General features: G+C 42.1%; 22 protein-coding genes. 9 read left to right on the top strand and 13 right to left on the bottom strand.

Translation table 11 applies throughout. The features are described 5' to 3' along the window. Positions 1–146: 146 nt before the first annotated feature. Positions 147–1,064 (bottom strand): MNIO family bufferin maturase, encoded by a 918-nt coding sequence (gene bufB / locus AC4II3_RS18675; protein ID WP_488017263.1) that lies wholly within the window; start codon positions 1,062–1,064, stop codon positions 147–149. Positions 1,065–1,317: 253 nt separating this feature from the next. Continuing rightward, the gene (locus AC4II3_RS18670; RefSeq protein ID WP_488017261.1) at positions 1,318–1,638 is read right to left on the bottom strand and encodes a BufA1 family periplasmic bufferin-type metallophore; all 321 of its coding nucleotides are present in this window, start codon (positions 1,636–1,638) and stop codon (positions 1,318–1,320) included. A 727-nt stretch (positions 1,639–2,365) separates the two neighbouring features. On the opposite strand from AC4II3_RS18670, the gene AC4II3_RS18665 reads away from it, so the two are divergent. After that, on the top strand, positions 2,366–4,624 hold the full coding sequence (locus AC4II3_RS18665) for a CHASE2 domain-containing protein (protein ID WP_488016253.1): 2,259 nt from the start codon (positions 2,366–2,368) through the stop codon (positions 4,622–4,624). Between the two features lie 314 nt (positions 4,625–4,938). Next, positions 4,939–5,817, top strand: a complete 879-nt coding sequence (locus AC4II3_RS18660; RefSeq protein ID WP_488016255.1) for a DUF928 domain-containing protein — start codon at positions 4,939–4,941, stop codon at positions 5,815–5,817. A gap of 252 nt (positions 5,818–6,069) precedes the next feature. Here AC4II3_RS18660 and AC4II3_RS18655 read toward each other — a convergent pair whose 3' ends face one another. From AC4II3_RS18655 to AC4II3_RS18640, 4 genes are all read right to left on the bottom strand, one after another. Continuing rightward, complete coding sequence (locus tag AC4II3_RS18655; protein ID WP_488016257.1) at positions 6,070–7,419, bottom strand: serine/threonine protein kinase; 1,350 nt, start codon at positions 7,417–7,419, stop codon at positions 6,070–6,072. 262 nt (positions 7,420–7,681) lie between these two features. Continuing rightward, positions 7,682–7,921, bottom strand: coding sequence for a hypothetical protein (locus AC4II3_RS18650; RefSeq protein ID WP_488011888.1), 240 nt, complete (start codon positions 7,919–7,921; stop codon positions 7,682–7,684). A 592-nt stretch (positions 7,922–8,513) separates the two neighbouring features. After that, positions 8,514–9,140 (bottom strand): hypothetical protein, encoded by a 627-nt coding sequence (locus AC4II3_RS18645; RefSeq protein WP_488011886.1) that lies wholly within the window; start codon positions 9,138–9,140, stop codon positions 8,514–8,516. A gap of 132 nt (positions 9,141–9,272) precedes the next feature. Then, positions 9,273–10,781 (bottom strand): peptidoglycan-binding protein, encoded by a 1,509-nt coding sequence (locus AC4II3_RS18640; RefSeq protein WP_488011884.1) that lies wholly within the window; start codon positions 10,779–10,781, stop codon positions 9,273–9,275. A gap of 519 nt (positions 10,782–11,300) precedes the next feature. On the opposite strand from AC4II3_RS18640, the gene AC4II3_RS18635 reads away from it, so the two are divergent. From AC4II3_RS18635 to AC4II3_RS18625, 3 genes are all read left to right on the top strand, one after another. Continuing rightward, entirely contained in the window at positions 11,301–12,176 is an 876-nt protein-coding gene (locus AC4II3_RS18635) for an ABC transporter ATP-binding protein (protein WP_488011882.1), read from the top strand. 15 nt (positions 12,177–12,191) lie between these two features. Next, the gene (gene scpB / locus AC4II3_RS18630; RefSeq protein ID WP_293075959.1) at positions 12,192–12,665 is read left to right on the top strand and encodes an SMC-Scp complex subunit ScpB; all 474 of its coding nucleotides are present in this window, start codon (positions 12,192–12,194) and stop codon (positions 12,663–12,665) included. A 170-nt stretch (positions 12,666–12,835) separates the two neighbouring features. After that, positions 12,836–13,216, top strand: coding sequence for a DUF760 domain-containing protein (locus AC4II3_RS18625; RefSeq protein ID WP_070392853.1), 381 nt, complete (start codon positions 12,836–12,838; stop codon positions 13,214–13,216). Positions 13,217–13,767: 551 nt separating this feature from the next. On the opposite strand, the gene AC4II3_RS18620 is transcribed toward AC4II3_RS18625, so the two are convergent. The 3 genes from AC4II3_RS18620 to ahcY all read right to left on the bottom strand — a co-directional run bounded on the left by AC4II3_RS18620 (position 13,768) and on the right by ahcY (position 16,935). Further along, positions 13,768–14,391, bottom strand: coding sequence for an exopolysaccharide biosynthesis protein (locus AC4II3_RS18620; protein ID WP_488011879.1), 624 nt, complete (start codon positions 14,389–14,391; stop codon positions 13,768–13,770). A gap of 80 nt (positions 14,392–14,471) precedes the next feature. Next, the gene (locus AC4II3_RS18615; RefSeq protein ID WP_488011878.1) at positions 14,472–15,275 is read right to left on the bottom strand and encodes a DUF928 domain-containing protein; all 804 of its coding nucleotides are present in this window, start codon (positions 15,273–15,275) and stop codon (positions 14,472–14,474) included. Positions 15,276–15,657: 382 nt separating this feature from the next. Continuing rightward, positions 15,658–16,935, bottom strand: coding sequence for an adenosylhomocysteinase (ahcY, locus tag AC4II3_RS18610; protein WP_293106416.1), 1,278 nt, complete (start codon positions 16,933–16,935; stop codon positions 15,658–15,660). A 335-nt stretch (positions 16,936–17,270) separates the two neighbouring features. Here ahcY and AC4II3_RS18605 point away from each other — a divergent pair, with 335 nt between their 5' ends. Together AC4II3_RS18605 and AC4II3_RS18600 are read left to right on the top strand one after the other, a co-directional pair. Continuing rightward, complete coding sequence (locus AC4II3_RS18605; RefSeq protein WP_488011877.1) at positions 17,271–17,414, top strand: hypothetical protein; 144 nt, start codon at positions 17,271–17,273, stop codon at positions 17,412–17,414. A 560-nt stretch (positions 17,415–17,974) separates the two neighbouring features. Next, a complete protein-coding gene (locus AC4II3_RS18600) occupies positions 17,975–19,195 on the top strand; it encodes an RNA-guided endonuclease InsQ/TnpB family protein (protein ID WP_488011890.1) in 1,221 nt (406 codons plus the stop codon). A gap of 236 nt (positions 19,196–19,431) precedes the next feature. On the opposite strand, the gene AC4II3_RS18595 is transcribed toward AC4II3_RS18600, so the two are convergent. The 4 genes from AC4II3_RS18595 to AC4II3_RS18580 all read right to left on the bottom strand — a co-directional run bounded on the left by AC4II3_RS18595 (position 19,432) and on the right by AC4II3_RS18580 (position 23,000). Then, the gene (locus AC4II3_RS18595; protein WP_488011876.1) at positions 19,432–19,788 is read right to left on the bottom strand and encodes a carbon dioxide-concentrating mechanism protein CcmK; all 357 of its coding nucleotides are present in this window, start codon (positions 19,786–19,788) and stop codon (positions 19,432–19,434) included. Positions 19,789–19,894: 106 nt separating this feature from the next. Beyond that, positions 19,895–20,206 (bottom strand): carbon dioxide-concentrating mechanism protein CcmK, encoded by a 312-nt coding sequence (locus tag AC4II3_RS18590; RefSeq protein WP_070392846.1) that lies wholly within the window; start codon positions 20,204–20,206, stop codon positions 19,895–19,897. A gap of 125 nt (positions 20,207–20,331) precedes the next feature. After that, positions 20,332–21,354 (bottom strand): GAF domain-containing protein, encoded by a 1,023-nt coding sequence (locus AC4II3_RS18585; protein ID WP_488011874.1) that lies wholly within the window; start codon positions 21,352–21,354, stop codon positions 20,332–20,334. Positions 21,355–22,373: 1,019 nt separating this feature from the next. Next, positions 22,374–23,000 (bottom strand): type I restriction endonuclease, encoded by a 627-nt coding sequence (locus AC4II3_RS18580; protein ID WP_488011872.1) that lies wholly within the window; start codon positions 22,998–23,000, stop codon positions 22,374–22,376. Positions 23,001–23,196: 196 nt separating this feature from the next. Here AC4II3_RS18580 and AC4II3_RS18575 point away from each other — a divergent pair, with 196 nt between their 5' ends. Both AC4II3_RS18575 and AC4II3_RS18570 read left to right on the top strand, forming a co-directional pair. Beyond that, positions 23,197–23,451 carry a hypothetical protein gene (locus AC4II3_RS18575; protein ID WP_488011870.1) on the top strand — a complete coding sequence of 85 codons (255 nt, stop codon included), beginning with the start codon at positions 23,197–23,199 and terminating at the stop codon, positions 23,449–23,451. Between the two features lie 499 nt (positions 23,452–23,950). Beyond that, the gene (locus AC4II3_RS18570) at positions 23,951–24,373 is read left to right on the top strand and encodes a helix-turn-helix domain-containing protein (RefSeq protein WP_490722864.1); all 423 of its coding nucleotides are present in this window, start codon (positions 23,951–23,953) and stop codon (positions 24,371–24,373) included. The last annotated feature ends 356 nt before the right edge of the window (positions 24,374–24,729 follow it).

Raw genomic sequence — 24,729 nt, 5'->3', positions numbered from 1 at the left:
CCCACCCCTAACCCCTCCCAGGAGGGGAACGGGAATCGGGAATCGGGAATCGGAAACAGTAGTCAAGAGCTCCGAATAGTTTGTGATGTTATGAGAAATCAGCAAGAGTGTTCATGACCTATTTAAAAAGGCTATATATAGGTATCCTAAATAAATTGTGATAATTTTTGATCCGAAGTTCCCTGTTCCCTGTTCCCTGTTCCCTGTTCCCTGTTCCCTGTTCCCTTTGTTATACTTACCTGATTTAAATACTCCTGAGCTTTACTAGCTTGGGTGATTAATACCTCAAAAGCTGGGATATCAGTATCCCATTCAATCAGAGTAGGCACTGGACCAAAGCGCTCTAATGTTGCTTGATACAATTCCCACACTGGAGGATGAACAGGATAACCGTGGGTATCATATAGATAATCTTCCCGTTCTTCATACCCTGCTAAATGAATTTGTTTGACCCTGGTTGCTGGTATTGTATTCAGGTAATCAAGGGGGTCAAATCCCTGATTAGTAGCAGTGACATAAAGATTGTTGACATCTAACAGCAAGTAACAATCGGCTTTTTCTAACAATTGTTGGATAAATACCCATTCTGGCATGGTTGAATCTGTGAAACTCACGTAAGCCGATGGGTTTTCTATCAAAATCCGACAACCTAGAAATTCCTGAGCTTGCAAGATCCGTTGGGCTACATGTTCCATCACCGCTTCGGTATAAGGAAGAGGAATTAAATCGTTAAGATAGTGACCATTAACGGAAATCCAGGATAGGTGATCGGAAATGTATGCTGGTTCAATCTGCTGGGCTAACTCTTTTAAATTTGTCAAATACTCTAAATCTAAAGGGTCGGTTGACCCCAAAGACATACCGACGCCATGTAACGTAACGGGATAGTTTTGGCGGACTTTTTCTAAATAGTGGAGTGGTAAACCCTGAGACGTTAAATAATTATCTAATAATACCTCAAACCAAGGTATAGTATGTTGATGAGTAAGGATATCTTGATAATGGGCGGAGCGTAAGCCGATTCCAGCACCTTTAATTGAAGCTGAAGGAAGGTGAGTTGTCATAGGATTTTTGTCATGGCATTATTGTTAGTATTTATCCATGGTAGTGGTGAGATATCAGCAGGGAGCATTTCAGCTGAATCTAATTCCCCCCTTTCTTAAGGGGGGTTAGGGGGGATCTGTATGCATAACGCTACTCAGCTGAATCTAATTCCCCCCTTTCTTAAGGGGGGTTAGGGGGGATCTGTGTACATAACCCTACTCAGCCATGATTCCAAAGCTGATAGCTGAGTGCGCAGCGTGCTGATAGCTTGGTTTAATTGGCTTGGGCACTCTCGGTTGGCTTTTCAGTTTCCTGGCTGGAGGTTTTTGGTGGAACTATTTTACCACCAACAATCTTGTCGCAAGTGCCTTCAGGAACGTAGATCCACTCTTCGGGATCGCTATCTACTGTAGCCTGCCCGCCGCAATCATGCTTGCTGGTGCCACAATCATTCATCCCCTTCTTAACGATACCAGCACATTTTTCCATTCCTTCCTTACCGGCCAAGGCGTTTTCAGATGCTACACCTAAACCTAGAGCCAAGACACTAGTCAAGGCAGCGCTTACCATTATGGTTTTTTTGATATCTTTCATGACACAACTCTCCCGAATATCAGAACTGACTCCTAAGTCCGTAGACAGAATTAAACTAAAACAATATTGGTTTAATTCCAATCTATGTAATTAATATTCAAAGTATTTAACCTATCTTAACCGAGTCTTTGAAAAGTATGAGATAACCCTGAGAAAGTTATTAGAATAGGATAGGACATTTAAAAACCTTTGGAAATAAAGGACGTAAGCTATCAGCTATCAGGTTTTTGTTGTAAATGTATCACTCCCGGAAGTGTGGGGAGGGTGGGAAGTGTGGGGAGATGGAGAGATGGGGAGATGGTGTAGATTGTTATTAAGGGTAACTATCATAACATGATATTAGCCTTCTATTGTGCTAAGTGTTTTTGCCAAAGTGAGATGCACCCACTAATGCTCTTGTAGTGACCAATAGCTTTATCATTGTCAATCACCCTTTCAAGAAGAAACAATTTTTTGAGGACTGAATCGATCCAAAGCTAAGAGAGAGCCTTTAAGGGTTCAACTGTAATACATTTTTTTCATAACTATGAGGTACACAGGATTTTTTCACTCTTGCCTCTTGCCTTTTGCCTCTTGCCTCTTGCCTCTTGCCTCTTGCCTCTTGCCTTTTGCCTTTTGCCTTTTGCCTCTTGCCTCTTGCCTCTTGCCTCTTGCCTCTTGCCTCTTGCCTGTTACCTGTTCCCTAAAACCCATAACGAAAGTACCTCACCCAATTGAAAACTGCTATATGTGGCAACCACTAAAACAACAACTATGGGAATGGCGCGGTGTTCTAATTACTACACCGGTGGTGGCTGGAATTGCGATCGCTTTCAGGCTACTCGGCTGGTTACAGCCTTACGAACTAGCGGCTCTCGACCAATACTTTTGTTGGCGTCCGAAGGAACCTACGGATGAACGGATTGTGATTGTGGCTATGAGTGAGGCAGATTTAAAGCGTGCTGGACGGTGGCCAATCACTGATCGGATGCTTGCCCAACTTTTAGAGAAAATCAAAGCTCAAAATCCTGCAGTAATTGGTCTTGACCTGTATCGGGATTTTCCAGTTGAACCCGGTCATGGTGAGTTACGCAGGGTGTTTGACACTACGCCTAACTTAGTTGGTATCGAATACATCGATCAAGACAACCCTGACAATGCGGTGCCTCCTCCACCGATTCTCAGTGAACGTGGTCTAGTGGGTGCCAATAATGTCCTAAACGATACGGATGGTATCCTGCGGCGCAGCTTACTGACTCTGAAGGTAAATGATGGCGTACAACCTTCGTTTAGTATGCTCCTAGCGGGGATTTATCTAGAGTCAAGAAACATTTTTCCTGAACCATTACAGCAAGATCCCAGAATTTTCCAGTGGGGCAAGGCCATGTTTCGCCCTTTGGCCAGCAATGACGGTGGTTATGTGGGAATGGATGATGGCGGTTACCAGATTTTCTTGAACTATCGCGGAGCAGCGGGAACCTTCCGCACCGTAACCATGACCGACATTCTGGAAGATAACATTCCAGATGAGTGGATCAATGATGCCATCGTTTTAATTGGTGCAACTGCGGTCAGTTTAAATGACTTTTTCTACACCCCCTACAGTAATGACATTACCATCCGGGAGTCAACGACTGGGGTGGAAGTCCAAGCTAACATGGTCAGCCAAATTATTAGTGCTGTGGAAAATGGTCGTCCGTTGCTCAAAACCTGGTCTGAGCCTGTGGAAATCCTGTGGATTGTAGGCTGGTCTGTCGTCGGTGCCACTCTAACTTGGAAATGGCGCTATCTTGGGGGTCTCGGAGGGCTGTCCTTGAGGAGAACTGGGATTACCGTGGTGGCTACAGGGGCATTATTCGGAAGTACCTATGGAGCATTTTTGGGGGGTTGGTGGCTCCCGGTGATACCGCCATTGTTAGCCTTAAGTGGGTCTGCAATTGCCATCACAGCTTACGTTGCTAGCACGGCTATTGAGATTCGTCACACTTTTGGACGTTACCTAACTGACCAAGTGGTGGCGGATTTGCTGGAAAACCCAGACAAACAAAAACTCGGGGGTGAAAGCCGGAAAATCACCATCTTGACCTCTGATTTAAGAGGCTTCACTGCCATCTCAGAACGGTTACATCCCCAAGAGGTGGTCAAAATCCTCAACATCTATTTGGGTCACATGGCGGATGTGATTACTGCTTATCAAGGAACTATCGACGAGTTCATGGGGGATGGGATTTTAGTGCTTTTTGGTGCTCTGACCCTCCAAGAGGATGATGCCCACAGAGCAGTGGCTTGTGCCCTAGCGATGCAATTAGCCATGACTAGTGTCAATGAAGAAATCGAGCAGTTGGGCTATCCAAAACTGGAAATGGGCATCGGTATCAATACCGGTGTGGTTGTGGTTGGGAATATTGGTTCCGAAAAACGCACCAAATATAGTGTCATTGGCAGCGCCGTTAACCTGGCTTACCGGATCGAATCTTATACAACTGGTGGTCAAGTTATGATTTCTTCTTCCACTTTGGAAGAAACTGGCGAATTATTAAGAATTGACGGTCAACAACAGGTAAAACCCAAGGGAATTAAACAGCCAATTACTATCTATGAAGTGGTTGGAATTGGGCATAATTATAACCTATTTTTACCCAAACAGCAAGAAACGTTTTTCCACGTTAACCAAAAAATTGAGCTACAATTTAATTATGCTTTTATAGATGGAAAGCATATCAGTAATTCGGTCTACACTGGACGTTTAGTAGAGATTTCAAGTAAGGGAGCTAAGCTTCGTGCTAACAGCAGCGAAATCTCTGCTATCCCTGAGCCACTGAGTAATCTTAAGCTCAACTTACTCGATCCAGATAATGTGAACCAACCCAGTGAGGACATCTACGCCAAGGTTTTAGAAAAAACAGCAGAACCGGGAAGTTTTTACATCCGGTTAACTGCTGTCCCTCCGGAGATATCAGCAAAACTAGAATCTCTCTACGAGTCAGTAATCAGGAATTGCTCCTAAGTTCTGTGAAGTCTAATTTAGTCACCGTTGAGTTGGGTCAAGGGTTTCGGGTATAAAAATTTACCTGGTTCCAGGCAATTTGGTCTAATTTCAAGTCTAGTTAATCGCTGCTAGAAAAACCCTGTGTTGGTTGCGGGATAATACGAGTGATCGTTTCCCTGCCACAGGAAAACTAGTCAGCGGGATTTGAGATTATAAATCCATGGTACAAAAAAATTATATCTCTGAAACAATTAAGCTTAAACTCAGGCTTTACTAAGGGTTAATGCTAATTCTTGTAATTGTCTATTCTAGTTTAATAATTCAATAAACTGATGAAAAATACCGCTAACATTATTAATTTATTGGGACGTACAACATGGGCATGTACAACATCAATCCTAATTGTACTGCTGTTTTGCACACTCACCCCTAAACCAAGCTATTCTCAAGAGTTGCAATCTGTCAACGGTCAGGTTGCAGATTCTAATCATAACTCATCTGAAAGCCAAAATAGTTCCCAAAATAGTTCCCAAAATAGTTCAACCAAGGGCTCACGCTTACGATTTATTCCACCAACCGATAGCGCTCCTCGAAAGAGTAATGGGTCTGGTTCACGAGGCGGGTGTGAGCAGTTACCACGTGAATTGGTGACGCTGTTAATTCCCTCAAAGGAAGTCGCTGCACAGACTATATCTGGTCATCCTAGATTTTTCTGGTATTTGTCCGAGCCTGTAGACGTACCAATAGTATTTACCTTGGTGGACACAGTAGAACACCAGACAATATTTGAGAAAAGGATTGACTCAGGTCAGGTAGGGATGATCTCAGTTGAACTTCCGGAAAACAGTCCACAACTGATCGCAAACCCACCAGGACTGGAGGAAGAAGACAGGAACATATACAAGTGGTTTGTTACCCTAGAATGCGATCGCGAAAACTTGTCTAACAATTCCTATTACACGAGCTGGATTGAGCGGGTATCACCACCCCCAGAATTAGAGCAAAAGCTAGCAGCAGTTGCTGCAAATACCAACAGCTCCACCTCTGAGTTACTGCATCAACAAGCAATCATCTATGCCGAAGCAGGGGCTTGGTTTGATGCCCTTGATGCCCTTTACCAGGCTCAAGCTGCTAATCCCAATGACTCCTCAATTCGATCAGATTTTATCGCTCTGTTGGAGCAAGTGGGATTGAGCCGTGTGGCACAGTAGTGGGTGAGTGGGTCACTGCTGAGTTAACACATAGTATGGGATCTGCTTGGGTTTGTTGTTTTGCTTGTGCTATATCAATCTCCTGAAACACCCCACTCCCTCTATGGTGATGGGGAGATGAGGTGATGGGGAGATGGCAGCATAGAACTATATAGCACTACCTATTCAGATGTTTGACATTTTTAAACTCTGAAACGTGAGTCTAGTTTACTTCTGACTTCTGACTTCTGACTTCTGAAGCTAAGCGTAGCGCTATATCACTCCGAGGAAGTCGCGCAATTCCTCAACCAACCATCTTTTTTCAACATTGCTAAGTTTGGAACCAAATTTGTGTTGTTGGGCTCCTTCCCCAATAGCACAGGTAATAGTTTTTTGACCTAGGAAATTAACACTACTATCCAGTTGAACAAATTTAATATCTACTGTACGTCCTATAATCTGTCGCCACGTTAAACCAAATAAATGCCATTCTATCTTGAAGGTATATCGGTTAATTTCCAAAGATATCTCACCAGCAATATCAAATAATAGTTCCAATAAAACTAGCAAAATAATCCAGAAGTTAAGGAAAACGACAGTCGAAAAAACAGTTACCATTGTCCCCAGTATCCAGGAATTTATAACTTTAAGTACATAGAATATCAAGACAGCCCATAGCAAGTTATCATCCTTTAATCCACAGGGCGGAATTTGTGCTACCAAACGCTGGTGATTTTTTATCAAAATGATGCGACTACCAGCAGGTTGTTGCCGCTGTGGTATTATAGAAATGGAAAAAGAACTGGAAATTGACTTTTTTTGCCGTAAGGCATCTATCGCTTCCTCCACAGACTGGAATCGGTCTTCTACAGCTGGTTCTAGCATCTTCTCTAACCAGTTAGCAAAATGCTCTGATATCTGTACTGAACCACGAAAATCAATCTTTAGTCGCTGGTGAGGTAGATCGGCAGGAGAGCGATGGGTTAACAAAAACAATAGTGTTGCTCCTAAACTATATAAATCAGAAGCACAAAATGCTTGTCCTTGAAACTGTTCTGGTGGCATATAGCCAAAAGTGCCAACAAATGTTTCCCCATAGCTTAAAGTATTACGATAGACATATTTGACAGCACCGAAATCCACCAAAAACACGTTACCTTTGGAAGTTATAATCAGGTTTTGTGGTTTAATATCTCGGTGAATCACAGCTGGATTCAGTTGATGGAGGTACTGAAGAATGTCCAAAATCTGGAAAGCAATTTCCTTGATTTCCCCCTGACTAGGGTACCAACCCTTTTTGACTAACTCACTGAAGGATTGACCCCCAACCAATTCTTGAATTAGGTAAAAACGGCGGTCATCAGCAGTATCTATGTAGAAGTAGTCTAAGTATTTGGGGATAGCATGATAGTTGAGCTTGGCCAGGATTTTAGCTTCTCTTTCAAAAAGTTCTAACCCTTTCCAGTTTTCTAGACCGCGCAGGGAAATGGCTTTCAGGGCTACTCGCTTGTAGTTAGTTAAATCTTCAGCTTCGTAGGTTGTTCCAAAGCCACCCTGACCTAAGGGTGCAACAATGCGATAGCGGTCACTAATAATTGTTTTTGGCTGATGTAGTAATATCATTGGCTGTCTCCTAAAAATGTGATTTGTGTCAGGATTCAGCTATCAGCAGTCAGCTTTCAGCTCTAGTTTCTGGAAGCTTGTTATAGCAATTCTCTATATTATGACTTAAAAATTGATCCCCCTAAATCCCCCTTAATAAGGGGGACTTTGAGGTTGATAAGCGTACCTCATAAATGCTATAAACGCTATAAATTCGCAGCTTGTTAAATAAAGAGATTAATACCAATTTAATAATTTTGGATCAGCTCTGTTGCTGTCATTATTAATAGCGGTTTGGGCAGCTTTTGAAGTAGCGTGTTAGCTGATAGCTGTTCGCGCAGCGTGCGCGTAGCGCATAGGCTGATTGAGCTTTGCTCACGCTACGCGATCGCTGATTACTGTAGTGAGAATTTCGGCGTTGCTGATTGGAATAAGTTCCTAAGCCTAAGCAATAATTGCTAACAATTGGCGTAGCCATGGCACCGCCTTTATCCAAACAATGTGGATTTGACGCAATTGCCATTTATCCCTAGAAGTAACGACTGTTGGCTACTAGGAAATAATTAGCGATCGCGTAGCGTGACCGAAGGTCAATCGCATAAGCGCCAAAGGCGATTGCTAATATAAGGCTTAAGACCAGATCAGGACTTACCTATTTACTTATTATTTTTAGGATCATTACTTTGGCTCCAAGGTAAAAGTGGCATCAGAAAGCTCCAACCAATCACCTTTGCGCCTTTGCTAAACCTAAAAACACTCCTTTACGTGGATAGAAGTGTTTTTCCTTAGCCTGCCCAGCTTGGAGATATCAATATTTTGACTATAGCGACAGCTTTTTAATTTGTCAACCGTAGTATTCCAGATATCAGCTTAAAATCCATTAATCTATATATAGCTGAGCGTGCTGAGTATGGGATGTTGTTGGTTTTTTTTGTTTTGCGATTCGGGCAAAGCCCGACGCTGCGCGAACAGGATATATCTCTAGGGAATGCGATTGACCTACGATCACACGGGGCGCGTTCGCATTCCTCGAACCCTTGTGTAAAACTGGAACAAAGTAATTATGGACTAGTAGGTAATGATCAATTGGGACACTGAAGATCGTAAGCAACTAATTACTCTACTTCCCCGACTTGATTCTTATCAATCGACCGTTTCTGATTATATTCCTCAATCAATTCAGAAAGATTAGCATTTTTTTCCTTCAGAAGCTGCAGGTACTCTTCTTCCATAGCATTGGTAAGTTCAAGATTTCTCATATCTATCGCTAAATTAATCTTAAACTCAGAAAATTTGTTATGAAACGCTGCTGCATTATCATAGCTTTCCGAAGGGTTAGTTGTCGCACTTATGGTACCGAATAATGTCCCTAATAGACTAATAAAAAATATAAAGAACTTGACGATATTTTCAGCTTGGTCATCAGAAACAAATTCTTGAATAAACGAGACAAACAAGTCATTACCTGCCGTAATACCTGCGATAGTTGCTAAAAAAATAGGGATAGTATATTGCAGAACAAAGAAAACGTACAAAAGAAAGTTTGAAAAAGAAATTTGAAAGTCACATCGTCTTTGGATATCCAAGAAAATCTTGTAGTAGTTAGACGAGAAGCTATACTTTTTTTCTTTAGGCTTTTGTCCCCACACGGCTTTCAATTTTTGTCTCAACCCGACCCTAAAAAACCCAAGCATAAAACGTTTCTGGCCATGATCTAATATCAAGTCCGGTTGACTAATCATGATATCCCTTCTGGCGTACAATCCAGAGACTACTTGGGAGGTGATTAACCGGACTTGATATAACTACTTACATTTACTTGGAGTTTAGACAGTAACCGGACACTTACGATGAAGATTGATCAAACTAGCTAATCAAACTAATTCATCCATTACCGCTCTGCGCAAAATCTCTGTCACTTCTGTTGCTATTCTGGCATCAAGTTCCACCGCTTCACGATTGAAATCTCTTGGCTCAAGCACTTTTGCCCCCCGTAGCGCCATACTGAAGGTAATCAATTTAGCTGGCTTGAGGGAATCGTCAAGACTAGGCTTAACTAATTTAACTAGGGCAACATAAACCGCTTCGGTTCTGTTCCTAATACTGGTAACTCCGTTGCCGAGTTTTGAGATAATCACTGTTGAGTCAATCACATTGAACAAACCCAACTCTTTAATAGCTAAATCAATTAACCGAGCTGGATCATTCCCCATTGCTCTGATGATACTTTCGAGACTATCCCACTTAACTCCTGGTAGCTGGCATGCTTCCGGTATGTAATTATGCCAACCCACCATTGAGATCATCCGATTTAAATCATAAGCGGATATAGTATTACTTTCCCATTGAGGGGGTTCAGGGTCAGCAGTTAGAATTATGCTTTTGGTTGTGCTACCAAACAACTGGGGGTACTCGATAAAGGGTTTTTCCCCATATCGGCCACGGAAAATCAGGCTATCATTGCCTGTAATCTGTTTAAGCCAATTTTCCAAGTCCATTTGGGGAGCAAAGCGCTTTAACATTGCCCCTAAGCAATTAGAACTTGCTGTATTGTAGTTATAACTGATCACATCTGTGATTAAATCACAAACGGGAATATCCCTTTGATTTCCAGCTTGGTCTGTGCCTCTAATTGTACACTTATCAAGATCGTCATTAGGAGATTTGCTATTAAGGCGAGACACTAGATTAATAATGGGGATAATCTTACTACCACTCCAGAATTCGTCATTACTTAGGGCATTTCGTCCCAACCATTTTACCTTGAACTCTTGGTCTTCAAAACTACCAACACAGACACATGCTTCTTTGATGTCTTGATGGAGAAACTCTAACCCTTGCTGATCAATATCTGGAAGTTGCCCCAGAATTGGATAAGGACTGAAAGTCGGATCTGCTTTAATTCCAGACACTAGATGTTTACCATCGGGTTTCTGGATCAGGCGGGAGGGATAATCTTTAATTTGCTGTTTGTATGATGAATTATCAATACCGATATATAATAGTTTGGGATTATCTTCAACACCTTGGTCAGCAGCTTTGAGGGATTTTTGGTAAACCTTATATTTGCTATAATTATCCAAATTTATCAAGACTTGAGTATCCCCAATGTCCAAATTCCACAGCACTGAATTATCCGTGCTTTTGACCAGTTGCTGATCACAAAATACTTTGAAAAAAATGTCTGGTCTTTGGTCAGCAAACAGCTCTTGAAAATAGGATTCATCGAATTCCATCCCAAAGCTGCCATGGTCATCAGTGATGGCGCTACCCACCAAGTTGTTGACAATAAGGTCTTTATCCCATGCTTCAATCCTTAGTCCTGAAACGACGCCACTGGTGTTTGAATCGATTACCCGACCTAAAATCCGAAATATTGCCATACTCAATTCTCCGATTAAAGTCAATAACTGTAGCTGATAGCTGATGGAGTAACCAAAGGAACAGCCCCTATTTGTTTTAACCTACGGATTGATGATTTGTCTATAGCAATTCTATTTACTCATGAGGTAAAAAAATATCGGTTTTAGGGAACAGGGAACAGGGAATAGGGAATAGGGAATAGGGAATAGGGAATAAATAACAGTAAATAGACAATAATGTAAAAAGTTATATCATAGCTATTAAAAATTTTATATATAAAATAAAAATTAACTTAACTTAACTTAAGTAAGTTGTTTAAGTATTGAAGATATAAATTTAAAAGAAATAATATGTTCAAGACATGACCGTTACTATCGATGACTACAACTGTAGCAGTGGTATTTGTGGGTAAATTTGCTATTACTGCTCTTTTGATTAAGGGTAATGATATCGACATGATATAATTTCCTTCTAACCTGTGGTGTAAACGCAGGTTAGCTGAAGCCTATTGAGTCAATATCATACATACTAAGGAATCTATGCCCCCAGCTGTTTCCCTCCAGAACATCTACAAAATCTACGATAAGGTCCCTGTAGTCAATGACCTCTCCTTTACCATTGAATCAGGAGAGATATTTGGTTTGCTTGGTCCGAATGGTGCTGGTAAATCCACGACAATTCGGATGCTAACTACGTTAACTGAACCGACCAAGGGTCAAATTAAGGTAGCGGGTTACGACGTTGTGGAAGAAAAAGAGCAGGTCAAGGAAAATATTGGTGTGGTCTTGCAGCAAACTAGCGTGGATATTGACCTGACTGTCTGGGAAAACATGGAACTCCACGCACGGCTGCATCACATTGCCAATCCTGGGCGTAAGCGGCTGATTAATCAGTGGTTAGAGTATGTAGAGCTAATAGACCGACGGGATAGTTTAGTGAAAACTCTGTCTGGGGGAATGAAGCGTCGGTTGCAAATTGCTAGAGCCCTGTTACATCAACCGAAGATTCTATTTTTGGATGAGCCTACAGTAGGATTAGACCCCCAAACCCGCCGTCGCCTGTGGGAAATTATTCGGGATTTGAATCGCCAAGGTATGACGATATTGCTAACTACCCACTATATGGAAGAAGTGGAGTTTTTGTGCGATCGCTATGGCGCTGGCAAGCCAGGACGGATCGGTATCATGGATTCTGGTAAACTAATCGAATTAGGTACATTTGAACAGTTGCGCCACCAACATGGGGAAGGATTACTGATCAAACAACTCTCAGAACGCTTTGAATACAAATTTTTTCCGACTCTGGAACAAGCGAGTGGCTATCTCGAAAGTTTACCCGATAAAACTGGTGTGATGGTTCGTCCCTCCAACCTGGAAGATATCTTTGTTGAACTGACAGGACGCCAATTGGATTAGAAGCGAATTAAAACAATGCCTCGTTTAGCTACCCAAATTGAAGCGATTCTATACTTGAAGGGACAGCCGGTCTCTATAGAGGAAATCTCAGAGTATGCCCAATGCGATCGCGAAAAAGTGGCGGATGGCTTGATTGAACTGATGGCAGACTATGCCCACCGGGACAGTGCTTTAGAAGTTGTGGAAACCCCTGCTGGGTATAGCTTACAGTTACGAGCCACCTTTAGTAAATTACTGCAAAACTTAATTCCCGCTGAATTGGGCACAGGTGCTTTGAGGACTTTAGCTGCGATCGCCCTTAAAGGTCCGATTACTCAAGCTGACCTAGTCAACCTTCGTGGTAGTGGAGCGTATCAACATATCCAGGAACTGGTCGAGCTCGATTTTGTCCAGAAACGTAGACAAACTGAGGGGCGCTCCTACTGGTTACAAGTTACCGAAAAATTTCATCAACACTTTGAAGTTCAGCAGCTACTGCCACCCCAATAGAAGCTATGCCAAGGGTTTCAAAAACTTCAAGATTTCTTTAAGTAAGGTTTTTTCCTCAGAATTTCTACCGAAAAAACTAATATTTATCCCCGAAAGCTGATTCAGCTTATCTCACAATCGTTTAGAGTATAGAAAAGTCGAGATGAAGCAGGTCAAACCTAAAATTCCTAATGGTATTCAACCCCGATTTTCTAAGTTCCCCAGGAGCAGAGCCTCAAGCGAACCAACTGCTGCAATACCTCCAGAATCAACCTTCTGATGTTTTAGCAAGGATTGCGAAGTCTGCTAGCCCTGAAATCCAACAAATCATATCTCAGAACGTTCAGGGGCTAGTAGGGATGCTGCCATCAGAAAACTTTAATGTTCAAATCACCACTGATCGGGAAAATTTAGCTGGATTGCTGGCTTCAGCCATGATGACTGGTTATTTTCTCCGTCAGATGGAACAGCGTATGGTTCTTGAAGACAACTTAACCAACTCCACTCCCTTACGTCCTCAGAAGCGGCCCAGTGAAAAGCGTAGCGATTCCCCAAAGCCAACTGAGTCATAGATCTCCTCTGGTTTGATACCTACTTTAATACCTACTAAGTTAGGTAGACACCAGTTAATGGGAGTATGTTCAGAATGATTAACTTGGGAAAAAGACTAAATGGAATAGGTTAACCGGATGATATTACAATAGTCTATTTTCCCTTTTTCGTTTTTAGGCGCAGGTCGAGATGGAGCGCATGGGAGGATTAACCCATAGAGGAGGATAACCGTGCATGGTCAAATTTAACTATTTCAGATACTATCATCTCCGCTAGCATCAATAGTGTCAGATATTGTAAATCTTGGAGTAATAAGTCATGAGTAAATGGTAATTGTGATTAGCCATTACTATTTACTCATTACCGATTACTTGCTACCGATTACCTATTAGCGATTATCGATTAGACCTAGCAGCCTTAGTAGTTTTATTATACTCTTTGCGTCAATTATTCTGGCCTGATCCCATGTTCCCTTGTCCGAAGTTACCGACAACTGCAGCGAAGTTTGTTACCGATTAATTATTACCCTAACCCAAACAAAACCTTCGACGCGGAGTGGATGCACAGAACTTCAACGACCCAACCAAATTTTAATCTGGTCAACTAGATTTGTGCCACCAAACCATAGGGCAAACAGAATTGAGATGGAGATGCTTGCTCCGATCAGGCACACCACTAAACCGGCTAGGCTAATTGCGCCATCATCTTCAGTTAAGCCAAAACCAGTGATAAAAATTCCCATCGCTGGAACGGTATTTGTCCCTGGAATCGGAATCATCATCGAAATTGACATTAATGCGATCGCACTCCCCATAAATATCCGACCAGGCAAACTGGTACAAATATAGCTTAGGCGAGGACGGGTAACTGCCTCAATTCGTCGCAACCAAGGGAGTCCTATTTTCAGAAAACCTTGCACGGTTTCCAATTTCATTTTTCCATTCATCATCTTCTTGGGTAGCCAGGGGCGTTTGGCACCAACGATGAGCTGAATAGCCAACAATAATATCAAAATCCCAAAGGGAATCGAATAACCCGGTGCTGGAACGGGCAAAGCAGAAGGTAGAGATAGGATAACAAATAGAAACCCAAAGATACGTTCCCCCGCTAGGGTTAAAATATCTGCCAGGCTTACCTGAGGCTCTCGCTCTTCCTCAAAAAAATAGCGCTGTAGTTCTACAGAGAGTCTAGCCATTAAGTAGTGATTAGTTATAAAAGTTAATATACTAATATATACTAATCTTTCTAGGACTTACCCTGACATTACTGATAAGATTAATTGCTAGCTGTACAGCAATTCAGAAACGGTTTGTTAGCGATCGCTTCTAACCCCACTGATTTGATCAGATCTACCCATGCTTGGGGCTGGGAATCCCGTAACTGGGCGACAGTAGTCAGAGTTTCTTGCCAAATCAGAGCATCAGCATATAGTTTGGCTTGTTCTAAGGTATTTTGCTCCTGCTCTAGATTAAGGGCTAATTCTGGACTAAGTTCAGTACGCTCTAGAATTCCTTGAACCCAATGATCTCGGCTACGCTCTTGAGGATCGCAAACGAGTACGAAAAACCACTTGTATTGCTTACCCATGGTCAGAGGTACAGTTGTCGGCAGGCTCAGTTGCACAATACCGTTCGTGTTATCCAGGCTCAAGGTAGTCAGGTAAACCTCTTGATTCTGGTCATCAATTAACACAAATTCTGCTTCGGAAGCTTTAGTTTTGGGAACATACCAGAACAGTGTAGGATTAGCCGCCACGGTTGTGACCAGATTATTGGCAGGCACGATAGCAGTCAAAGGGATATCACCGTTGTCAGTACAGGTATAGCTACGAGACCCTCCTCCTGCGGTTCTGTTCGGTTCTCCTCGTTCTGGTACTGGTGGGAATTCAATCATTGATGTCCCAGCCCCAAGGGTTCTAGACGGTGACCCTCGCTCTGGTGGTGGTGGGAATTCTAAACCTACTTCATGGTGTGGGTATGGCTGTGCCAGTAACTGGAGTGCAGTGAAGTCAGTTACCAGTGCAGCCGAGAGCATAGTAGTCAGCACTGCCAGATAGGTTGGAGATTGTTGCCAGATCATGATCAATCACCCTACTCATTAATAGGCCTCTTGCAAAAGTCAATTTTTGCTATCGGGCTATAGTATTTATCACCCTCTTTTTAAAGATTTATGCAAGAGATAGAAGTTTGTTATTTTATTCTACCTATAGGGTTGATCTGAAATTTCCGTTCAAAACCACGTCTATTATACTAGATATTATTTTTTGTCAAGGATACAAAAGTTTTTAGAGGTGCCATTTGAAATCCTCTAGGCTGGTCAGGGTAATGGATAATGGCTAATCCTCAACTACCAATTACCCATTACCCATTACCTATTACCCATTACCTATTACCGATAACCCATTACCCAAGAATAGAGATCAGGATTATTGAACCGGTATCGTCAAGGGATTAGCCTAGTTTTAGGTTCCAGAAGTCCAAGAGTTGATGTACTCGATTTGGTCTGGGGTTAGGGAATCAATGTTAATGCCCATTGCTTGTAACTTCAGGCGCGCAATGTCCTTATCCACTGCTTCAGGGATGGAGTGTAAACCTGGTTCAATGGATCCTTTGTTCTTGACTAGGTATTCACAGGCCAAAGCTTGGTTAGCAAAGCTCATGTCCATCACCGCACTGGGATGACCTTCAGCTGCTGCCAGGTTAATCAGGCGTCCTTCACCCAGTACCACAACGGATTTACCATTTTTCAAACAGTACTCTTGGGTAAAGTTCCGTACTTCTTTGACTTCCGTTGCCATTTCCCCTAAGGACTTGAGGTCAATTTCAATATCGAAGTGACCAGAGTTACACACCATTGCTCCATCTTTCATCACCTCGAAATGCTCAGGGCGAATCACGTGCTTGTTACCAGTAACTGTGACAAACAAGTCACCTAAGGGAGCAGCTTCTTCCATCGGCATTACCCGGAAGCCATCCATTACAGCTTCAATGGCTTTAGTGGGGTCAATTTCAGTAACAATGACATTGGCTCCCAGTCCCCGAGCTCGAAGTGCTGTGCCTTTGCCACACCAGCCATAACCGGCCACAACCACGTTTTTACCAGCTAACAACACGTTGGTGGCGCGGATAATACCATCAAGGGTAGATTGACCAGTACCGTAGCGATTGTCAAAGAAGTGTTTGGTGTCAGCATCATTAACATTCATTGCCGGGAATGTCAACACCCCGTCATTGAACATAGCCCGCAGACGGACAATGCCAGTGGTGGTTTCTTCGGTGGTACCAATGATATCACCGAGCTGGTGTTGGCGCTCTTTTACCAGAGTGGCGGTAACATCGCTACCATCATCGATTATGATGTTGGGTTTATGATCCAGGGCAATTTCAACGTGGCGGTGATAGGTTTCGTTATCTTCCCCTTTGATGGCAAATACAGGAATCTCATGATCAACCACTAAGCTAGCAGCTACATCATCTTGGGTTGACAGAGGGTTGCTGGCAATCAGCAGAGCATCAGCACCAGCAGCCTTGAGTGCGATCGCTAAATGGGCAGTTTCGGTGGTTACGTGACAGCAAGCAACTAAACGAATTCCTTCTAAAGGCTTTTCTTGGGCAAAGCGGTCACGAATTTGCTTGAGCACTGGCATCTCCCGTCCAGCCCATTCAATCCGCTGCTTTCCTTTTGGTGCCAGAGACAGGTCTTTAACTTCGTGTTTTATCCTAGTCGCAGTTGCAATCATCAGGTTTTGTGTTTTAGTTAACGTTTTTTAGTTTAGCTTTGATTAGTTTAACGTGTTCGAGAAAGTGCCAGTGGATGAGGAAGCTTTATCAAAATTCTGATTAAACCCGCTGAGATTGAAGATTGTTTACAGATTTCTCTCCTTAACGAGTGATAATGACATCATTTTGATGTAGTAAATTGGCTATTTTCTTAAGGATATCGGAAACTCAATGGCAGCAAACCATCATAGGATTGACTACTGACAGTCCTAAATTAGTATATTTGTACTATAATAAAGATAGCGAGTTGACCGTCAGCTGATCTGATGTAAACCCCTAATCAAGGTTTTTCCCAATGAAGAAGCACTATATCCTGAGCATCAATCCCAATGCCGACTACCAATGGGAGGAGTGTACGTTAAGAGATCCCATTACGGCAGAACGGCCAGACTTTGCTGGTTTGATTGCCCAAGCTGTGGCAGATCAAACTGGTTCTTAATTTAGCTGTCCGGCAAAAGAAGCCCCACATCTCAATGCTACGCCATGAGTGTGGTCAGAAGTTACCGCATTCAGAGGGTCGCCTTTATAGTTGGCAGGCTATGCATAAAAGAGGTGCGACCCGTGGCGAATTTAATTCTTAATACGGAAAGCGCAGCTTTGGTTAAAACTCGTGGAATAAGGCTCCACTCTTCTTAGGTTTCATCTCCGGGATGAATTTTGCACAGGGTATGCACGGATCTGGGAAACGAGCTAAGCACCTAAACAAAATTAATTTCCTACTACGAATCTCTGTAACCCTTACATCGTAAGACTTTGAGGTTTGCAAAATGTGTAATTAATTTTGTTCACCTGCTTATCAAGCTTCTGAGTAATTCGGATGGAGTCATTCCTCTGGGATTGACCGTAGGTCACGCGGGGCGCGTTCGGCCTCCTGTTTCAATTGCTGTTTCTCAAAACTAGTCAACCTGATTACAAATCTTTGATCTTTCATTTTTGGATTAACACATGTTACAACAAATGTTATCCTAATGATAGGTCGAGAAACAGGAGATGACAACAGTGATATCAGCGTACCAGTATCGGTTGAGATTAACTAAGTCACAGGAAGCGAAAATAGAGAAATGGCTTGATATGCTGCGCCATCAATACAACTATTTGCTTGCTGACCGATTTAACTGGTACGAACAGAATCGTTGCTCCGTTAACTCCTGTCCCCTAGTCTGTTATTTACCAGAATTAAGAAACAATCCTGACTATTTTTCCCAAAAGAAAACTCTACCTCAGCTAAAGAAAGACAGACCTTGGTATGGGGCGGTTCAGTCTCAAGTCCTACAAGACTGTGTCAAAAGAGTAGATTTAGCTTTTAAACGATTCCTGAAGGGTGACAGTAACGGTAAAAAGAGTGGTAGACCAAGGTTCAAAGGAAAGAATAGATATCGTTCCTTTACTTTTCCCTCTCTTTCTAAAACTCCTATAAATGGCAATATCTTGACTCTTCCTAAATTTGGAAAAGTTAAGATGATTTACCACAGACCTATCCCCGAAGGTTTCAAAATTAAAACAGCTACTATAACCCGAAAAGCTGATGGTTATTACGTTACGCTATCAATCCAAGATGATACCGTTCCGGACATCATGGCAGTAAATAGCGTCACTAATCCCATTGGGATAGACATGGGTCTTAAGTCGTTCCTGATCAAATCCGATGGTACAGAGGTGCCAATTCCCCAGTACTATCGGAAAGCCCAGAAGCGACTCAAGAAAATCCAGAAAGCTGTTAGCAGGTCTAAGAAAGGTAGTAACAACAGAAAAAAAGCTGTCACCAAACTGGGAAAGGCTCACAAAAAGGTTGCTGACACGAGAAAAGATTTTCATTTCAAAACAGCCAAGGAACTACTGAATAGCCACGACCTAGTAGCCCACGAGAAACTCAATATCAAAGGTCTGGCAAAAACGAAAATGGCTAAGTCAGTTTTAGATGCTGGATGGGGTCAATTCCTGTCTATCTTATCAACCAAAGCCTTGAATGCTGGGTTGGTAACGAAAGCAGTAAATCCCAGGAATACTAGCCAGAATTGTTCTAACTGCGGGGAGAAAGTTCCCAAAAAACTAAAAGAACGCACCCATTCCTGTTCTCATTGTGGGTACACAGAAGATAGGGATGTAAATGCGGCTAAAAATATCTTGAAATTGGCGGTGGGGCATCCCGTCTGTAGTAAAGCTTACCGAGCATCCAAGGCGTTGGCCGGAGTTGGTAAGAAGCCCACACTGAACTTGTAAAAGTCAGTGTGGGAGTATGTCACAGCAAGCGGCACAGCCCCAAGCTCAGAAAGTGCGGGTTGATTTGCCAGTGCTTTCTGTGGAAGTGCAACCATCAGGATTAGTAGCATGATTATTGACATACTTAACCGAACCCGGTTCTAACACAAATGTAGCGTCAACCCGCATTTAACAAGCGCTCTGTTATCGGTCAGACCTGGGCTTGGTGCGGGCTTAGCTAAAACCAAGCAAAAAGCTTAACGAGACAAACCGTTCCCCCGCCCGATGATGGGATTTTCCACAGCGTCTCGGTACTGTTCAACGGCTTCAGTATAGGCAATGGGCAGAACACACTCGACGTTTTCATGGGGACGAGGAATGATTACCCAGGATTCCAGGGTAGCGCCATGGGCTCTTTCGACGGCTGCAATACCGGCATCCATAGCTGTTTTTACTTCCGAAACATCCCCACGAATATTGATATTGAAGCGGGCGCTACCAACTCTGATGTAGCCTACTAAGGTAACCCTACCGGCTTTAACCATAGCATCTGCTGCTGCGAGTATACCAGGAAAGCCTTTGGTTTCGAGAGATCCAACCGCCACTGTGGACATAGCCAAACTCCTTACTTTGTTGAATTTGTTTAATTATTTTAAACTCAGGAACTATTGTACGAATCTTCGCTACCGATGGTGACAAATAGCGATTAAGTGTATTTGTTTAAAATGTTCGGAACTCTTCGACTTTGCTGGTGTAGTGGATGGGCAGCACTGTGTCCACATTTTCATTAGGGTTAGGAATGATATAGTAAGCTGTCACCTCGGCACCATAGGTTTTCTCTACGGCTTCCAGCCCAGCTGCTACCGCGACGTTTACCTCTGAAATTTTACCACGGACGCTAACCATAAACCGACCTTTCTCAGATTTGTCATAGGATACCAGTGTCACTGCCCCTGCTTTGACCATGGCATCTGCTGCGGCTAGTACCCCTGGAAAACCTAGGGTCTCAATAGTTCCAACTGCTGCTGGCATTGTGTTCTACTCCGGTCAACACGAAAAGTTTGTTAAATCTGATTGTACTGGAGTTATTAGGAAAAATATATCCTAGCTTGCCTAAAATGTTAACATTTAAAATTTAAACTATAAAATAGTGAAATTTAACCATAAAAATTAGTTAGTTTTTTTAGGCTCTTGCGCACCTGTTTTTCTTTCTCCTGGAGTTCAGTAATCAGTTTTTCATTATAGGGATCGATAATCCCTGAGTTACTTTCTGAATTTACCCAAAGTTTACGGGCTAGTTGGAAACATAACTGACATCGTTCTAAATTTCTCAAAATTGAAGGAGTAAATTGAGCCAACAGGGCTTCATCTTTTTTGGTAAACCCCTTTATATCAATTCTTTCATACAAGTCATCATTTGGATTACTATCGCTTTTCAATTTATTAATTAATTGTACCACAGCAATTAAATTTTTTTGCTGATTCAACACCGGCCAAGCTAGCATAGTATAGGTTCGGTAACCGGTAATTTTGTCGATTCTTTTGGCTTCTTCAGAGCGTGGATCATCATAGACATCAAAGGGAACATTAATAATACTTAAGGAGGTAGCAGCTGCACCAGCAATTCCTTTATTTGCTGGAATATCAATGACTAGGGAGCCACCTTTACCATCATCAGCGTCAATGGAACCGAGGATATTACTGTGCTGATCCAGTAAAAAAATACTGGTTCGGTCTGCTTTTAGGATATTTCCCGCTTTTCGAGTCAGGCGAGTTAACATTTCTTTGAGGGTGTCCACTAACTCCTCTAAAGCGTCATCAACGGTGTTCACCTCTTCGATAAGTTTTGGTTTTGCGTTCCCGTAGCGTGGCCGTAGACCAATTGCATCACTGGTATCTACGGTATCTACTTCACTGGTATCTACTTGAATCTCTGAGGATTTCACCGGAGTTTCCAGTAACTCTAAACCAGCAATTTCTCGCCAGTTTAAGTGCAATGCTTGACAAATTTCTACAAAGAAAAGACCTTTAATAGGCTTCCCGATCAGAAAAAGATTAACAATGGGCAAGTCTAAATCTAATTCATTAGCTAGGTCTATATCTCTTCCCCGACGCTTACGCTTCCAAACTAATTTGACTTTTTCGAGATACTTAGGGTGTACACTATATAATTTTTCCATTCTTCTGTGATTTGGGGAAAGCTGCTTATCTCAACTCCAACTGATTAGGGAGTAGCTCACGGGGTGACAACAAAGCTCAAACCTAGGCAGGTGTTGGTATTAGGTATTAGGTATTAGGTATTAGGTATTGGGGAAAATGAGCGCGACTCGTGTTGTTGTATTTGCCAGCAATTGAAGCAATTTTCACAAGACTTTGTCAATGATAGTTTTAATTAATCCATCCCGCAAGGACAATCTTCCCTAAAACCTAACCCCTAAAACCTAACCCCTGTAAGATTTTAAAGAGCGCTTGTCACCCCCTGAGAGGGAGTAGCCAAAAAATAAGCTACCAGTTTTTAGCTTGTCGGATAGGGCAAAAAAGTTTGGTTATTTTCAGTTCTCTAGATTAAATTAGGTTGCCCACCCTACTTTAATTGGTATTTTTTTTTACGGAAGTCCCAGCTGTCAATCTATTGGTTTTCATCGATATTCCGGACACTTCATCTTACTGCTCTTAGTCTCTAATAGGTTTATCCCATTAGTTAACTATACTCCCTAGGTAGTTTTACCAAACTAGTTGCTGCTTTCAGTAGTGTATTCGGTTAGATGTTACTAGGCAATTAACCGTGCTTGTTAATAACCTATAAGTTATTGATAACAGTCACAGTATCAGTTATATAGGGTAAGTTACCCTGACCTAAATTACCACTATGGTGAAGATACCATAGTTGGTCTGCAGCTGTCACACCTGATCAATAACTTGATTAATAAACAGGTAATCGCTTGTTTTGCTTGGGTATTAAGTGCTGCTTCCAGTAAGCCCTGGGCAGCAGTATCAGTATAATAGTGCTTTTTGTAAAAAAGGTAAAGTCTTTTCCAGGAAATGTAAGCAGTCAGCTAATACGCTACGCCCATGCTACATCAACCGCTTCTGAGCAGTAAGCTAAACTATCGAGGAAAACTTGGACATGTAGCTGAGGGGTGCTGGTAGATCAGTTATCCTGGACAACTCCCACAAGACCGTTATCACTGGAGACTGACTAGGGATTTTGGATGGTTTGGTTAATACGTTTTAAGATTCTCAGCACAGTGTAAAGGTCATCTTTGTTCTCAAGAGCAAATGTATAGGATTGAGCATATTGAGGTGGCTCTGTGGTTGTCATCTTTAGGAATTTAAACTCATTCCCATTGGTGATAAACCCCAGGATAGGTTGCTCTGGATTAGGATTAGTTAACATATAGGCTAAGACTTGGGGAATTCCCGCTGCTAAGGCATATTTGGTGCCTTTGGCTTCAATAACAGTAACCCATAATTCTGGTTTAAAAATCAGAATATCAATACGTCCATTAACAATTATACCATCATCCTCTGAGGTAATTTTAACTTCTTTTTCGGCTGTAAGTTCAAAGGGATGACGATAAAATCCTGCTAGTCTGAGTAATGGCGATATTATCACCATTTTCAGGATCACTTCCAATAAGGGAGACTCAGATAAGTAAAGATACTCTTCTTTAACTTGCCCTAGCAATTGCTTCTCAAACTCTGTCAGTTCGGGTAAATCGTCTTGCCATTCTCGAAAAAACTGTTCATCATCGGTTCGTTCTAGATTAAATCTGTGTCTTAATTGACGTAAGGTAATCTCTTTTGCAGGAATTGTTTGAACCATAGGGAGTTTAGAGTTTAGAATTTATAATTTAAGTAATCGGACATAATATGATTACACACTTCGTGATTTTTTGATGGCAATTTTAATTACTATTATAGCCAAAATATTAAATTTTTAAAATATTTTCAGAACCCCTTGACTTTTGGTAAATAAGTGACTATATTAATAAATGTACACGTAATCCCGAGGAATCATTATGAGTCAAGAATTTGTTCAAAATCCTGATCATAATCCCAACAATCCTAATCTTTCCCAACGGTCTAGCGAGGCACGTCCAGGACGAGAGGAAATCAAACATATATTGATTGGTTCTGCCAAAGCTGTTCGCACAACAATTTACACTCTATATTCCCTTGGCTATGCCAATGTTGATGAGTGGAGCATTCCTCAACCTACTGAAAATCCTGGTGAGGTGATCAGTATTTTGATTCGATATCTGTTGCTCGATTAAGATAGCAATTTGCCGGGGATTTTAATCCCTGGCAAATAATCAAGCAAAAAGAATGATCAGTTGAAATGTTCTTGATTAGGAGAATGTGATCACTAACTTGATAACAATGTAATGATTCTGATCCACTTATGGGTGGATAGTGCAGCTAGGCTGTACTCGTGGCAAAGTACAATTCATGATTCGGTCAAGTTTTCCTTAACTTCAATCCTTGACCGAATTTTTTTATTCAATTACTTGAGATTGCGACAATGCAATAGTTTTTAAACACCCTCTTCTCCCGATTAGTCTATTTAATACATTACACTTATTCCACCTTTAAATTGCGACAATGCAATAGTTTTGTTGGAACTCTTTTATCCTACTAATCCCATTACAATCACTAATCCCATTTAACACCACGGCTTTAAATTGCGACAAAGCAATAGTTTTACCATGCCCTTGCTTTTTCATAAAAAGTGTGTTAAATTAAGAATATCGTCAAAGCAATGGTTTATTCCCCATGATGATTTCCACTGCACAAGCCGCTGATTTACTTGGTGTTTCTGCCACTCGCGTCCGTTACCTTCTGGGCAAAGGCAGAGTTAAAGGGGCTTATAAGGTGGGTAGAACTTGGGTGATTCCGTTGTTTGATGGTATGCCGGTGGTGACTCCTGGCACTCGCGGACCAAAACGGAACTGGTCAAAGCGTACAAATTACACTAAGGCTGTGATCCACGTTAATCAGAAAGTGATTCGCCAAAATCTCAAGACCGGGGAGCGTAATCCTGTGATTACGGTGAAGCGAGGCTCTAAAAATGTTTACGGTCATACGGTGGAGGTGAATGGCCCTTGTCGGGTGATGTATCGTCCAGATGATCCCCTCAAGTGTGGAGCACGGGTATGGATTGAGACGATTTCTGATTTTGAAGTGATTTCAGCGTGATGGGATGTGAATGCGATCGCGTAGCGTAACCTATGGTCAATCCCATTCACAGAATTAATCACAAGGTGTTTGTTTGCGATAGCGTAGCGTGACCTATGGTCAATCGCATTCACATCGATCAATCACAAAGTGTTCTTTTGCGATCGCATACCGTGACCTATGGCCAATCCCGTAGCGTGACCTATGGTCAATGGCATCAAACCACGCAGCTAGAGGTACTAGTCAACTAGGTCTGTACTCTCGGTTTCGGGCAAAAACCAGACTATCTCGATTGCTGTCTTCTGCGACATTGGCAGCAGTCCCCTATTGCCTATTGCCTATTGCCTATTGCCTATTGCCTATTGCCTATTGCCTAT

This window comes from Moorena sp. (assembly GCF_982860115.1).
The sequence above is the reverse complement of the archived record's forward strand: the minus strand, read 5'-3'. Positions and strand labels throughout refer to the sequence as shown.